Source organism: Xanthomonas rydalmerensis, assembly GCF_033170385.1.
Classification (GTDB): Bacteria; Pseudomonadota; Gammaproteobacteria; order Xanthomonadales; family Xanthomonadaceae; genus Xanthomonas_A; species Xanthomonas_A rydalmerensis.
On the sequence record NZ_CP126170.1, the window covers coordinates 1430329 to 1444448 of the forward strand.

General features: G+C 68.0%; 15 protein-coding genes and 1 tRNA gene. 15 read left to right on the forward strand and 1 reads right to left on the reverse strand.

Features of this window, described 5'->3' with window-relative positions; all coding sequences use genetic code 11:
• Positions 1–81: 81 nt before the first annotated feature.
• Positions 82–984: a hypothetical protein gene (locus QN245_RS05925; RefSeq protein ID WP_317844806.1), complete on the reverse strand. Its 903-nt coding sequence runs from the start codon at positions 982–984 to the stop codon at positions 82–84.
• 282 nt (positions 985–1266) lie between these two features.
• Here QN245_RS05925 and QN245_RS05930 point away from each other — a divergent pair, with 282 nt between their 5' ends.
• From QN245_RS05930 to QN245_RS06000, 15 genes are all read left to right on the forward strand, one after another.
• Positions 1267–2001: a YebC/PmpR family DNA-binding transcriptional regulator gene (locus QN245_RS05930; RefSeq protein WP_160969051.1), complete on the forward strand. Its 735-nt coding sequence runs from the start codon at positions 1267–1269 to the stop codon at positions 1999–2001.
• A gap of 82 nt (positions 2002–2083) precedes the next feature.
• Positions 2084–2686, forward strand: a complete 603-nt coding sequence (ruvC, locus tag QN245_RS05935) for a crossover junction endodeoxyribonuclease RuvC (protein ID WP_317845312.1) — start codon at positions 2084–2086, stop codon at positions 2684–2686.
• Between the two features lie 124 nt (positions 2687–2810).
• Positions 2811–3395, forward strand: coding sequence for a Holliday junction branch migration protein RuvA (gene ruvA / locus QN245_RS05940; RefSeq protein ID WP_160969820.1), 585 nt, complete (start codon positions 2811–2813; stop codon positions 3393–3395).
• Positions 3396–3454: 59 nt separating this feature from the next.
• Positions 3455–5368: a potassium transporter Kup gene (locus QN245_RS05945; RefSeq protein ID WP_160969818.1), complete on the forward strand. Its 1914-nt coding sequence runs from the start codon at positions 3455–3457 to the stop codon at positions 5366–5368.
• A 131-nt stretch (positions 5369–5499) separates the two neighbouring features.
• Entirely contained in the window at positions 5500–6534 is a 1035-nt protein-coding gene (gene ruvB / locus QN245_RS05950) for a Holliday junction branch migration DNA helicase RuvB (protein WP_184645566.1), read from the forward strand.
• Complete coding sequence (gene ybgC / locus QN245_RS05955) at positions 6531–7034, forward strand: tol-pal system-associated acyl-CoA thioesterase (protein ID WP_425612916.1); 504 nt, start codon at positions 6531–6533, stop codon at positions 7032–7034. Before ruvB ends, ybgC begins: the two co-directional genes overlap by 4 nt.
• Positions 7031–7807 (forward strand): protein TolQ, encoded by a 777-nt coding sequence (gene tolQ, locus QN245_RS05960; RefSeq protein WP_160969814.1) that lies wholly within the window; start codon positions 7031–7033, stop codon positions 7805–7807. The genes ybgC and tolQ overlap by 4 nt, the downstream gene beginning before the upstream one ends.
• A gap of 37 nt (positions 7808–7844) precedes the next feature.
• Positions 7845–8282, forward strand: a complete 438-nt coding sequence (gene tolR / locus QN245_RS05965) for a protein TolR (RefSeq protein ID WP_160969813.1) — start codon at positions 7845–7847, stop codon at positions 8280–8282.
• Positions 8272–9273: a cell envelope integrity protein TolA gene (tolA, locus tag QN245_RS05970; protein ID WP_160969812.1), complete on the forward strand. Its 1002-nt coding sequence runs from the start codon at positions 8272–8274 to the stop codon at positions 9271–9273. The genes tolR and tolA overlap by 11 nt, the downstream gene beginning before the upstream one ends.
• Before the next feature lie 175 nt (positions 9274–9448).
• A complete protein-coding gene (gene tolB, locus QN245_RS05975) occupies positions 9449–10768 on the forward strand; it encodes a Tol-Pal system beta propeller repeat protein TolB (protein ID WP_048491897.1) in 1320 nt (439 codons plus the stop codon).
• A 68-nt stretch (positions 10769–10836) separates the two neighbouring features.
• The gene (gene pal, locus QN245_RS05980; protein ID WP_048491898.1) at positions 10837–11355 is read left to right on the forward strand and encodes a peptidoglycan-associated lipoprotein Pal; all 519 of its coding nucleotides are present in this window, start codon (positions 10837–10839) and stop codon (positions 11353–11355) included.
• Positions 11356–11361: 6 nt separating this feature from the next.
• Complete coding sequence (gene ybgF / locus QN245_RS05985) at positions 11362–12189, forward strand: tol-pal system protein YbgF (RefSeq protein ID WP_317844807.1); 828 nt, start codon at positions 11362–11364, stop codon at positions 12187–12189.
• A gap of 46 nt (positions 12190–12235) precedes the next feature.
• Positions 12236–12913 carry a 7-carboxy-7-deazaguanine synthase QueE gene (gene queE / locus QN245_RS05990; RefSeq protein ID WP_317844808.1) on the forward strand — a complete coding sequence of 226 codons (678 nt, stop codon included), beginning with the start codon at positions 12236–12238 and terminating at the stop codon, positions 12911–12913.
• Between the two features lie 113 nt (positions 12914–13026).
• On the forward strand, positions 13027–13692 hold the full coding sequence (gene queC, locus QN245_RS05995) for a 7-cyano-7-deazaguanine synthase QueC (protein WP_317844809.1): 666 nt from the start codon (positions 13027–13029) through the stop codon (positions 13690–13692).
• Positions 13693–13756: 64 nt separating this feature from the next.
• A tRNA-Lys gene (locus QN245_RS06000) sits at positions 13757–13832 on the forward strand.
• Positions 13833–14120: the final 288 nt, after the last annotated feature.

Below are 14120 nucleotides of genomic sequence, written 5' to 3' on the forward strand. Positions count from 1 at the left end.
AACCGACCATCCCGCGGCAGCGGCCGGCGCCGCGTCGGGGTGTCCGCCACGACGCGGCGCCAGCCGGGGCGATGCCGTCCCTCAGGGCGTCACGAAGGTCTTCAACCAGTCCAGCGTCGGGTTGAGCGCCCAGGCGGCGGTGCCGCTGCGGTAGTTGCCGTCGACCAGAATGCCCGTGCACTGGGTGCCGGGATAGCCGCCGAAGCCCATGAAGCAATGGTCGGCGTACAGGTCCTGCACCTCCCGGTCCTTGACGACGTACCAGCCGCTGCCGTTGCTGCGGAAGCACGACTGCTGCCCGTCGCAGCGCAGGCCGGTGACCAGTTGCGCCTGCGTGCGGGCGATGTTCTCGGTGCCGCCGACGAACATGTCGCGCTCGCCGTTGATGATGCGCAGGCGATCGGAGGGCAGGCTGTGGTTGCCGTCGGCGATGCAGGACGCCAGGTTGTAGTAGGCGGTGTAGGTCGTGCCGGTGCCCTGGCCGAACGAGGCGGCGACCCGGGGATCGTAGTCGTGCGCCAGCACCGAGATGATCGAGCCCTGGCTGAGGCCGCCGGTCACCACACCCTTGGAGCAGTCGGCCTTGCCGCGGGCGCAGAGTTGGGCGATGGCGCTGTTGAGATTCTGCGCATCGAAGATGGCCTTGGCGCGGTTGCCGATGACGCCACAGCTGCCGAAGCTGGCGTTGTCGTATTCCACCGAGGCGGCCACGAAGCCCTTGGCCGCCGCGGCATTTACTGCGGCCATCGCCCAATTGCTCTGGTAGTTCTCGCCGGTCCCGCCGATATGCACATAGACCGGGTACTTGCCCGCCGCGCGGGGTTCCTGGCCGCTGATCGAATAGGTGGTGAAGCCGGCCCTGTAGCTGCCCCTGAAGGCATCGGTCTGGGCGCTGGCGAGGCCTGGGGCGGCGAGGGCGAGCAGGCCCAGGCAGCGCAGGGCCAGCGACAGGAGCGGGGTGGGGGCGGAGGGGGTGCGGAACATGTGGGATCTCCTTTGGTGCGAAGGAACGCGGGCGCGATTTGCGCGTTCAGCCTCCAGGTGGGGCCTTACAGTTCTGGCAGCGATGTGGCGCGCACGGGTAGACAGTCCGCCAAGGATTGATGGGCAGCACGGGGCCGCGCGCGCTGGAGCGGGCGCCGCCGGGGGAACGGGCTACATGCGCCGGTCGCATGCGCGGTCGGTCGTCGGCGCGGCCGGACCCCGGGATGCCTGCGGCATCAGGTAAAATCCGCGCCTTGTCCTTACAACTGTCCGGAACGCCCCATGGGTAGAGGCCCCTCGATCGAAGCCCGCAAGAACGCATCCGATGCGAAGCGTGGCAAGATTTTCACCAAGATCATCCGCGAGATCGGCGTCGCCGCGCGCGCCGGCGGCGGCGATCCGTCCAACAACCCGCGGCTGCGCGTGGCGATGGACAAGGGGCTGGCCTCGAACATGTCCAAGGACGTCATCGAGCGTGCGATCAAGAAGGCCACCGGCGAGCTGGAAGGCGTGGAGTACGAGGAAGTGCGCTACGAGGGCTATGCCCCGGGCGGGGTGGCGGTGATCGTCGACTGCCTGACCGACAACCGCGTGCGCACCGTGGCCGACGTCCGCCACGCCTTCAGCAAGTGCGGCGGCAACATGGGCACCGACGGCTCGGTGGCCTTCATGTTCAAGCGCCTGGGCGTGCTCAGCTTCGCCGCCGGCGCCGACGAGGAGAAGATCACCGAGGCCGCGATCGAGGCCGGTGCCGACGACATCGTGGTCTACCCCGAGGACGGCGCGATCGACGTGCTGACCGCGCCGGAGGCGTTCCAGGCGGTCAAGGACGCCATGGACGCGGCCGGCCTGTCCCCCGACCACGCCGACATCACCTTCCGCGCCGACAACGACATCGCCGTGGACGGCGACACCGCGGTGCAGGTGCGCAAGCTGCTGGACATGCTGGAAGACCTGGACGACGTGCAGAACGTCTATTCCAACGTGGACCAGGCCGCGCTGAGTGACGGTGGCTGACACCATGAAACCCGGGGCCCGGGGCCCGGGACCCCGGACCCGGAAGGCCGCTGTGCCGATGCCGGAGGCATTGCAGACGTCGATGGCGGCCGCGGGCATCGCTGCCCGCACGGGCGCTGCTTTCCCGAATCCCGAATCCCGAATCCCGAATCCCGGCACCACCACCACCCGCATCCTCGGCATCGACCCCGGCTCGCAGCGCACCGGCGTCGGCATCATCGACGTGGACGCGGCCGGCCGCACCCGCCACGTGCACCACGCCCCGCTGCTGCTGCTGGGCGAGGGCGATTTCTCGCTGCGGCTCAAGCGCCTGCTGTACGGGCTGGATGCGCTGATCGAGGAATACCGGCCGCAGGAAGTGGCGATCGAGCGGGTGTTCATGGGCAAGAGCGCCGACGCGGCGCTGAAACTCGGCCATGCCCGCGGCGCGGCGATCTGCGCGGCGGTGCTGCGCGAGCTGCCCGTGCACGAGTACGCCGCCAAGGAGATCAAGCTCGCCGTGGTCGGCAAGGGCGCGGCGGAGAAGCAACAGGTGCAACACATGGTCGGTCTCATGCTGAGCCTGACCGGCAAACTTCAGGCCGACGCCGCCGACGCGCTGGCCGTCGCCATCACCCATGCCCACGTGCGCGCCACCGCGCAGCGCCTGGGCGTCAGCACGCAGCAGGCTTGGAGTAGAAAATGAGTGGAGCCGGGATTCGGGATTCGGGATTGGGGATTCGCCAAAGCGGAGCCGGCGCCTGCGCGCCCGGCTGTTGCCAATCCCCAATCCCCAATCCCCAATCCCGGCGCCTCCAAGGAGGCGCCCAATGATCGGCCGTCTGCGCGGGATCCTGGCCTACAAGCAGCCGCCGTGGCTGGTGATCGATGTGGGCGGGGTGGGCTATGAGCTGGAGGCGCCCATGAGCACCTTCTACGACCTGCCCGACGTCGGTCGCGACGTGATCCTGTTCACCCACTATGCGCAGAAGGAGGACAGCGTGTCGCTGTACGGCTTCCTGCGCGAGGGCGAGCGGCGCCTGTTCCGCGATGTGCAGCGGGTCAGCGGGATCGGCGCGAAGATCGCGCTGGCGGTGCTGTCCGGCGTCAGCGTCGACGAATTCGCGCGGTTGATCACTGCCGGCGACGTCACCGCGCTGACCCGCATCCCCGGCATCGGCAAGAAGACCGCCGAGCGCATGGTGGTGGAACTGCGCGACCGTGCGGCCGACTTCAGCGGCGGCGCGCCGGTGACCGGGCAACTGGGCCCCGACGCGGTCTCCGAGGCCACGGTGGCGCTGCAGCAGCTCGGCTACAAGCCGGCCGAGGCGGCGAAGATGGCGCGCGACGCCGCCGCCGACGGCGACGAGGTCGCCACGGTGATCCGCAAGGCCCTGCAAGCGGCCCTGCGCTGACCGCCCGGTCGGCTCGGCCTCCCGCTCTTTCTTCACGTTCTGGCGCTACTCTTCCCACCATGTCCAGCTCCTCCAGTTCCGCCGCCCGCCCGGGCAGCCACGATCCGCATGCCAAAACGGGCCTGGGGGTAATGCTGACCGCCATCGGCGTGGTCTTCGGCGACATCGGCACCAGTCCGCTGTACACGCTCAAGGAGGCGTTCTCGCCGCACTACGGCTTGTCCCCGGACCACGACACCGTGCTGGGCATCCTGTCGCTGGTGTTCTGGGCGCTGATGCTGGTGGTCACGCTCAAGTACGTCACCGTGATCATGCGCGCCGACAACGATGGCGAGGGCGGCATCATGGCGCTGACCGCGCTGGCGCAGCGCACCCTGCCGGGCGGCTCGCGCTCGATGTATGTGGTCGGCATCCTCGGCATCTTCGGCGCCTCGCTGTTCTTCGGCGACGGCGTGATCACCCCGGCCATCTCGGTGCTGTCGGCGGTGGAAGGCCTGGAGGTGGCCGCGCCCAAGCTGGAACCGTTCGTGGTGCCGATCACCCTGGTGGTGCTGGGGATGCTGTTCATGGCCCAGCGCTACGGCACCGAGCGGGTGGGCAAGGCGTTCGGGCCGATCACCCTGGTCTGGTTCGTGGCGCTGGGCGCGATCGGCGTCTACAACATGGCGCGGGCGCCGGAAGTGCTGCAGGCGCTGAACCCCTGGTGGGGCGTGCGTTTCTTCGCCGAACACAACTGGCACGCGGTGTTCGTGCTCGGCGCGGTGGTGCTGGCGGTGACCGGCGGCGAGGCGCTGTACGCGGACATGGGCCATTTCGGCGCCAAGGCGATCCGGCGCTCGTGGAATTTCCTGGTGCTGCCGATGCTGACCCTGACCTACCTGGGGCAGGGCGCGCTGGTGCTGCGCGACCCGGCCGCGGTCAGCAACCCGTTCTACGAGGCGGTGCCGGAGTGGGCGCTGTATCCGATGATCGTGCTGGCCACCGCGGCCACGGTGATCGCCTCGCAGGCGCTGATCACCGGCGCCTATTCGGTGGCCAGCCAGGCCATGCAGCTGGGCTACATCCCGCGCATGCACATCCGCCACACCTCGCATTCCACCATCGGCCAGATCTACGTGCCGGCGGTGAACTGGTGCCTGCTGGCGCTGGTGGTGGTGGCGGTGATCGGCTTTGGCGACTCGACCTCGCTGGCCACCGCCTACGGCGTCTCGGTCACCGGCACCATGCTGATCACCACCGTGCTGATGATCATCTACGCGCGCGCCAACCCGCGCGTGCCGGCGCCGCTGCTGTGGCTGTTCGGGCTGGTGTTCCTGGCGGTGGACTGCGCGTTCTTCTACGCCAACATCATCAAGTTCCTGGACGGCGCCTGGTTCCCGCTGCTGCTGGGCCTGATCCTGTTCACCCTGATGCGCACCTGGCGCCGCGGCCGCAAGCTGCTGCACGACGAGATCCGCAAGGACGGCATCAAGCTCGACACCTTCCTGCCCGGGCTGATGCTGGCGCCGCCGGTGCGCGTGCCCGGCACCGCGGTGTTCCTGACCGCCGACCCGATGGTGGTGCCGCACGCCCTGATGCACAACCTCAAGCACAACAAGGTCCTGCACGAGCGCAACGTGTTCCTGACCGTCGAAACCCTGCAGGTGCCGTACGCGGCCGCCGGGCAGCGGCTGAAGATCGACGCGATCGGCGACGAGTTCTACCGGGTCTACGTGCGCTTCGGTTTCATGGAGACCCCGGACGTGCCGTTGGCGCTGATGCGCTCCTGCGACCAGGGCGGGATCTACTTCGACCCGATGGACACCACCTATTTCGCCAGCCGCGAGACCATCGTGGCCAGCGCCAACCGCGGCATGCCGATCTGGCGCGACAAGCTGTTCGCGGTCATGCACCGCAACGCCGCCCCCGCCACCGGTTTCTTCCGCATCCCCGGCAACCGCCTGGTGGAGTTGGGCGCGCAGGTGGAGATCTGAGGCCGCCTGCGGCGGCCGGGATTGGGGAGTCGGGATTCGGGATTGGTCAAGGCCATGGCGCCGATACCGTCCCACAGCCGATACTATTGCGCTACCAATCCCGAATCCCCACTCCCCAATCCCGGCTTTAAATGGACCGCATCATCGCCAGCAGCGCCACCCGCGAGGATGAGGTCGCCGAGGCCAGCATCCGCCCCAAGCGACTGGACGACTACCTCGGCCAGCAGCCGGTGCGCGAGCAGCTGTCGATCTATATCGAAGCGGCCAAGGCGCGCGGCGAGGCGATGGACCATGTGCTGATCTTCGGGCCGCCCGGCCTGGGCAAGACCACGCTGAGCCATGTCATCGCCAACGAGCTCGGGGTCAACCTGCGGGTCACGTCCGGCCCGGTGATCGAGAAGGCCGGCGACCTGGCCGCGCTGCTGACCAACCTGCAGCCGCACGACGTGCTGTTCATCGACGAGATCCACCGGCTGTCGCCGGTGGTCGAGGAAGTGCTGTACCCGGCGATGGAAGACTTCCAGATCGACATCATGATCGGCGAGGGCCCGGCCGCGCGTTCGATCAAGATCGACCTGCCGCCGTTCACCCTGATCGGCGCCACCACCCGCGCCGGCCTGCTGACCGCGCCCTTGCGCGACCGCTTCGGCATCGTCCAGCGCCTGGCCTTCTACACCCCGGACGAGCTGGCGCAGATCGTGCGCCGCTCCGCCAGCATCCTCGGCATCGCCTGCAACGCCGACGGCTGCGCCGAGATCGCGCGCCGCGCGCGCGGCACCCCGCGTATCGCCAACCGCCTGCTGCGGCGGGTCCGCGACTTCGCCCAGGTGCGCGCCGGCGGGCAGATCGACCTGGCGGTGGCGCAGGCCGCCACGCAGATGCTCAAGGTCGACGCCGAGGGCTTCGACGAGCTGGACCGGCGCATGCTGCGCACCATCATCGAGTACTTCGACGGCGGACCGGTCGGCGTCGAGTCGCTGGCCGCCTCGCTGTCGGAGGAGCGCGGGACCCTGGAGGACGTGATCGAGCCCTTCCTGATCCAGCAGGGCTACCTGATCCGCACTGCCCGCGGGCGCATGGCCACCAACAAGGCGTATCTGCACTTGGGCTTGCAGCCCAAGCGGGATTCGGGATTGGGGATTGGCGATACAGGAGCGCTGTTTTGACCGCGATCGACCCGAACGCGCCTCTGCGCGGCGAATCCCCACTCCCGAATCCCCAATCCCCGCGGCTATTCAGTTGGCCGACACGCGTCTACTGGGAAGATACCGACGCCGGTGGCGTGGTCTACCACGCGCGCTACGTGGCCTTCCTGGAGCGGGCGCGCACGGAGTGGTTGCGGGCGTTGGGGTATGGTCAGGAGCGTCTGCGCCTGCAACACGATCTGGTGTTCGCAGTGCGCGCGATGCAGCTCGACTTCCTGCGCCCGGCACGCCTGGACGATTCCCTGCAGGTCGGCGTCGCGCTGTCGCAATGCAAGCGCGCCAGCCTGGTGTTCGCGCAGTCGATCCACCGCGACGACGGGGAGCTGCTGTTGCGCGCGCAGGTGCGGGTGGCGGCGCTCAGCGCCGGCAACTTCCGCCCGCGCGGCATGGACGACGCGCTGCACGATGTATTGAAAGTTCTTGAAATCACTGAAGCCGAATTACTGAGGAACGACGGATGATCGCATTGCTCCTGGCCCTGCAGGACACGGTGGTGGAGGCGCTGCCGCAGGACGTGACCCAGACCGCCACCCAGGCCGTCGCCAACACCGCCGCCCACGGCGGCATCAATTACCTGGACCTGATGGTCAAGGCCAGCCTGCCGGTCAAGGTGATCGTGCTGCTGCTGCTGCTCGGCTCGCTGATCAGTTGGGTCATCATCTTCCGCAAGGGCAAGGTGTTCAAGGACGCCAACCGCGAGGCCGACGACTTCGAGAACCGCTTCTGGTCCGGCACCGATCTCAGCAAGCTCTACGCCGGCGCCACCGACCGCAACCGCGTGGTCGGCGGGCTGGAGGCGATCTTCGAGGCCGGTTTCCGCGAGTTCGCCCGCCTGCGCGACAAGCGCCGGCTGGATGCGCGCATCCAGCTGGAAGGCGCGCAGCGGGCGATGCGCGCGACCTATGCGCGCGAGGTCGACCGCCTCGAGCGCAACCTGGAACTGCTCGCCAACATCGGCTCCACCGCGCCCTACGTGGGCCTGGTCGGCACCGTGTTCGGCATCATGGTGACCATGCACGACATGATCAACAGCGGCCAGCAGGCGGGCATCGCCGCGGTCGCGCCAGGCATCTCCGAGGCGCTGTTCGCCACCGCCATCGGCCTGTTCGTGGCGATCCCGGCGGTGTGGGCCTACAACCGCTTCACCACCCGCGTCGAGCGGCTGGCGGTGCGCTTTGAGACCTTCTCCGAAGAGTTCAGCTCCATCCTGCAGCGCCAGGCCAGCGGCGACTGAGCGTCGCCCGCCTGTCCCCGACTCCCAGGATTCCCGCATGACTGCCGCCATTTCCCGCCGCAAGCGCCGCAAGCTCAAGTCCGAGATCAACGTCGTGCCGTACATCGACGTGATGCTGGTGCTGCTGATCATCTTCATGGTCACCGCACCCTTGCTCAGCCTGAGCGTGGACGTGGACCTGCCCGATTCCACCGCGCGCTCGGTGGAAAGCAAGAAGGATCCGGTGATCGTCACCGTCGATGCCCAGGGCCACTACACGCTGACCCTGCAGGACGGCAAGCCGGAGAAGATCGCCGCGCCGGAACTGAAGGCGAAGATCCAGGCCTTCGTCGGCCAGAACAAGGACGTGCCGGTGTTCGTCGCCGCGCCCGGCAGTTCCAACTATCAACTGGTCATGGACACCATGGTCATGCTGCAGCAGGCCGGCGTTCCCAAGGTCGGCCTGATGAGTCAGCCCGGAAACAATGCACGCTGAAGCCGATTCCCGCCCGCCGCAGCACCGCGGCGACGACAAGGGGCTGATCTTCGGGGTCGCCCTGGCGTTGCTGGTGCATGTGCTGATCGCACTGCTGTTCTTCCTGGCCTGGTGGTGGTCGCCGGTGCGCCAGGTCGAACCGGCCGCCGGTTCGCCGATGGTCGAGGCCTCGCTGGTGGTCTCGGCCGCCGACGTGCGCTCGGCGCAGAAGGCGGTCAAGGACGCGCCCAAGCCCTTGCCCGAGCCGCTGCCCGAGCCGGTCAAGGACGTCGCCGAGGAAGACACGGTGCCGCCGCCGCAGCCGCTCCCCACGCCCAAGCCGCAGCAGGCGCCGACGCCGCAGCAGCAGAAGGCGCAGGACTTCGTCCCGGTGCCCGACAAGGTCGACCAGGACCGCGCCACCCGTACCGCGATCTCCCAGGAAAAGGAGAAGCAGGAGCAGGAGGCCAAGCGCCGCCAGGAACAGATCGACCTGACCGAGCAGAAGCGCCAGCAGGAGGCCGAGCAGAAGCAGCGCCTGGCCGCGCAGCAGGAAGAGGAGCGGCAGAAGAAGATCGCCGACATCCGCAAGCAGCGCGAGCAGGCCCAGCGCGAGGCCAAGCTGGCCGAGCAGAAACTGCAGCAGATCGCCGACCTGAACGCCAAGAAGGCGTCGGCGGCCGCGGCCACCACGCCGCAGCAGGCGCCGGGCCAGAACGGCACCAACACTGATCTGCTGGCGAAGTACAGCGCGGCGATCCAGCAGGCGGTGCTGAGCCAGTGGGTGCGCCCGGATTCGGTGCCGCTGGGGCAGAAGTGCAAGATCGTGATCACGCAGATTCCCGGTGGTCAGGTGATGGAGGCCAAGGTCAGCCCCGACTGTCCCTACGACGAGGCCGGCCGGCGCTCGATCGAAGCGGCGGTGTTGCGTGCGCAGCCACTGCCTTATCGGGGCTTCGAGACCGTTTTCTCGCGCACTCTGACCTTCAACTTCACCGCCCAGGACAAATGACCCCGGCGGGCGGCCGCCGCCGCGTTCGCGCGCGGCCGGCCATCCGCCGGACACGCGATGGGCGATAATGGAGCGCGTCCTGCCATCGGCTTCACATGGCGATGGTTCATGATTGCGAATACGTTCACCCGCGCATTGCTATCTCTTGCGCCTTTCCGATCCTGCTGAGCGACCCATGAAGAAACTGCCGCGCTGGCTTGCCGTTCTCACCGCCCTGTTGTTGCCGCTTGCCGCGTCCGCGCAGGACAAGGGCCTGGAAATCGACATCGTCGGCGGCAATGCCTCGGCGACCCCGATCGCCGTGGTCCCGATGCCTTACCAGGGCTCGGCGACCCCGCCCAGCACCGACGTCGCCGCGGTGGTCCGCGCCGACCTGGATCGCTCCGGCCAGTTCCGCAACCTGCCCGAGTCGCAGATCGTCGAGCGTCCGACCCGCGGGAGCGAGGTGCAGTTCGCCACCTGGCGCGCGCTCAAGCAGAGCTATCTGGTCGTCGGTCGGGTGATGGATGCCGGCGAAGGCGCTTACCGCGTCGAGTACGAACTGTTCGACGTGGGCAAGGGCGAGCGCATGCTCGGCCTGGCGATGACCGCCCGTGCCAACGCCATGCGCGACGTCGCCCACCAGATGGCCGATGCCATCTACGAGAAGATCACCGGTGTGCGCGGCGCGTTCTGGACCCGCATCGCCTACGTCACCGCCAGCGGCAAGGGCGGGGCGATGCGCTATGCGCTGATGGTCGCCGACTCCGACGGCTACAACCCGCAGACGATCGTCCGCTCGGCCGAGCCGCTGCTGTCGCCGAACTGGAGCCCGGACGGCAAGAAGCTGGCCTACGTGAGCTTCGAGCGCGGCAACTCCTCCATCTATATCCAGGACATCGCCACCGGCGCCCGCCAGCTGGTGTCCAGCTTCCGCGGCATCAACGGCGCCCCGTCGTTCTCGCCGGACGGCAAGAAGCTGGCGCTGGCGTTGTCGCGCAGCGGCAACCCGGAGATCTACGTGATGGATCTGGGCAGCAAGCAGCTGACCCAGCTGACCAACCACTTCGGCATCGACACCGAGCCGACCTGGGCGCCGGACGGCAACAGCATCTACTTCACCTCCGACCGCGGCGGCCGCCCGCAGATCTACCAGGTGCCGGCGACCGGCGGCAGCGCCACCCGCATCACCTTCCAGGGCAACTACAACGCCACCCCGAGCGTGTCATTCGACGGCAACAAGCTGGTCGTGGCCCAGGGCAGCGGCAACACCTACAAGATCGCGATGATGGACCGCAGCCTGGGTTCGCCGCGCTGGAGCACCCTGTCGACCGGTTCGCTGGACGAGTCGCCGAGCTTCGCCCCCAACGCCAGCATGGTGCTGTATGCGGCGCGTGAAGGCGGCCGTGGCGTGCTGTACGCGGTCTCGGCCGATGCCCGCGTGCGGCAGCGCCTGGTGCTCGCCGATGGCGACGTGCGCGAGCCGTCCTGGTCGCCGTATCGCACTGCACGTTGACATGTAAGTTTGGTGTTAATATTTCGCTGTTGAACCCCTCATCGGCCCAGGAGCCACAAGGTATCCCCATGAACAAGACCACCCGCGTTCTGCTTGTTTCGCTGTTGTCCGTTGCAGCTCTGGCCGGCTGCGCCAAGAAGGTCAAGGAACAGCCCCAGACCGACACCACCGGCACCACCGGCACCACCGCCCCGACCGGCCCGTCGACCTCCGGTCTGTACGGCCCGGGCGATCTGGAGACCGATTCCTGCCTGCGTCAGCGCGTGGTCTACTTCGATCTGGACAAGGATGCCGTGAAGCCGGAATTCCAGGCGATCATGGCGTGCCACGCCAAGTACCTGCGTGACCGTCCGTCCTCGCGCATCACCCTGCAGGGCAACACCGACGAGCGCGGTTCGCGCGAGTACAACATGGGCCTGGGCGAGCGTCGTGCCAACGCCGTGTCCTCGGCGCTGCAGGCCAACGGCGGCTCGGCTGCGCAGCTGACCGTGGTCAGCTACGGCGAAGAGCGTCCGGTCTGCACCGAGTCGAACGAGTCCTGCTGGTCGCAGAACCGTCGCGTCGAGATCGTCTACACGGCGCAGTAAGAAAAGATGCGTATCGGTGTCCTTACATCGATGATCGTCGCGGCGGCCCTCGTGGCCGCCGCGCCGGCTCATGCGCAGCGCGCGAGCCTGGCCGACCGCGTTTCCGCGCTCGAGCAGCAGGCCATGAATTCCCAGGCCAACACCGACATCCTGAACCAGCTCAACCAGCTGCGGACGCAGATGCAGTCGATGGAGGCCACGATCGAACAACTGCAGCACAACAACGACCAGCTCAAGCAGCAGATCAAGGACCAGTATCTGGACCTGGATGGCCGCGTGGGCCGGCTCGAAAGTGGTGCGGGGGCAGGGGCGACGCCGCCGTTGCCGCCGGCCAATGGCGCTGCACCGGCTGCCGCACCCGCCGCGCCTGCGGGCAAGCCGGCCGCCGCCGCCGAGCCGCCGCCGTCCGTGCACGGCGACGCCGGCACCCTGGCGGCCGCCGGCGACGAGCGGGCGGCCTACAACGTCGCCTTCGATGCGTTGAAGGCCGGCAAGTATGCCGACTCGGCAAACCTGTTCCAGAGCTTCCTGCAGTCCTACCCGAACGGCGTGTATGCGCCGAACGCGCTGTACTGGCTGGGCGAGAGCTATTACGCCACCAAGAACTTCCAGTTGGCCGAGGCCCAGTTCCAGGACCTGATCGGCCGCTACCCGACCCACGACAAGGCGCCGGGCGCCCTGCTGAAGCTGGGCCTGTCCCAGTACGGCGAAGGTCGCGTCCAGGACGCCGAGCAGACCCTGCAACAGGTCGGCGCGAAGTATCCTGGGTCCGATGCCGCGCGGACCGCGCAGGACCGTCTGCAGTCGATCCGTATCGGCCAGCAGTTGCGCTGAGCCCCTTACGCTGCCGCCGCTGTCGCGGGAGCACTCTTCTCCCGCCATGGCCGCCGTTCCCAGCGATATCGTCCAAAGCCCGCTGCCCCGCCTGAAGCTGACGGAGATCTTCCTGTCGCTGCAGGGCGAGGCCGAGAGCGCCGGCTGGCCCACCGTGTTCGTGCGCCTGACCGGTTGCCCGCTGCGCTGCAGCTACTGCGACACCGCCTATGCCTTCCACGGCGGGCAATGGTGGGACATCGACGCGATCCTCGAAGAGGTGGCGCGCCACGGCGTGCGCCACGTCTGCGTGACCGGCGGCGAGCCGCTGGCGCAGAAGCGCTGCCTGCAACTGCTGCAGCGTCTGTGCGACGCCGGCTACGACGTGTCGCTGGAGACCTCCGGCGCGCTGGACATCGCCCAGGTCGACCCACGCGTGTCGCGTGTCGTCGACATCAAGACCCCGGCGTCGCAGGAAGCGCATCGCAACCGCTGGGAGAACCTGCCGTTGCTGACCGCGCGCGACCAGATCAAGTTCGTCCTGTGCGGTCGCGCCGACTACGACTGGGCGCGTGGCGTGGTCGCCGAACATCGGCTCGATACGCGCTGCACCGTCTGGTTCTCGCCGAGCAAGAGCGAACTGACCGCGCGCGACCTGGCCGACTGGATCGTCGCCGATCGCCTGCCGGTGCGGTTCCAGATGCAGTTGCACAAGCTGCTGTGGAACGACGAGCCGGGCCGTTGAGAAGCCGGGATTGGGGATCGGGGATTCGGGATTCGTAGAAGCCCTCCCGGTCACCTGTCACGTGCTGTAGCTTTGCGAATCCCCAATCCCCAATCTCCAATCCCGGCCTCCCAATGAAAAATGCCGTTGTCCTGCTGTCCGGTGGCATGGACTCCGCCGTCGTCGTCGCCATCGCCCGTGCGCAGGGTTTCGCCGTGCATGCCCTGAGCGTGCGTTACGGCCAGCGCCATACGTCCGAACTGGAGGCGGCCGCGCGTGTCGCCACGGCGCTCGGCGCGGTGGCGCACAAGACCGTCAACGTCGACCTGCGCAGCATTGGCGGCTCCGCGCTGACCGACGACATCGAGGTGCCGGACGCTGGTGGCGACGGCATCCCGGTCACCTACGTGCCGGCGCGCAACACCATCATGCTGTCGGTGGCGCTGGGCTGGGCCGAGGTGTTGGGCGCGGCCGACATCTTCTGCGGGGTCAACGCAGTGGACTACTCCGGTTATCCCGACTGCCGCCCCGAGTTCATCGAGGCATTCCAGACCCTGGCCAACCTGGCGACCAAGGCCGGGGTGGAGGGCGCCGGACTACGCGTGCATGCGCCGTTGCAGCACATGAGCAAGGCCGACATCGTGCGCGAGGGCGTGCGCCTGGGCGTGGATTTCGGCCTGACCGTGTCCTGCTACCGCGCCGACGACGCCGGCCGTGCCTGCGGCCACTGCGACGCCTGCCGCCTGCGCGCGGCCGGCTTCGCCGATGCCGGCGTCGCCGACCCGACCCGCTACGCCTGATTTCGCGAAACGCCCCGCCCTGGGGTAGACTACGCGCCCCGGTGCAACGCCGGGGTCTTGTTTTGGGCCGTTAGCTCAGTCGGTAGAGCAGAAGACTTTTAATCTTTTGGTCGATGGTTCGAATCCATCACGGCCCACCACTCCTCTCAGCGGGTTAGGTATCGCCTTTGGCGGTTTTTTCACCACCTCCTGAAAATCCTCCTGAAAACTCCGGCAGTTTCGCTGGTTCCACGCTCGGCATCGCGTGTTCGTCGCGTTGCCGCATCGACTTGATTTTGGGCCGCCTGGGCCCTCGTCCTCCGAACCCATGGTGGCTTCGATGCGTCGGGGCCGTGCGCCGCAACGCGATGACCAGCGGCGATGACGCCGTCCTTGGCCGCACTTGGCGAAGCGCTTTTGCAGAAGCTGCCGATGCCATACGCATGTCC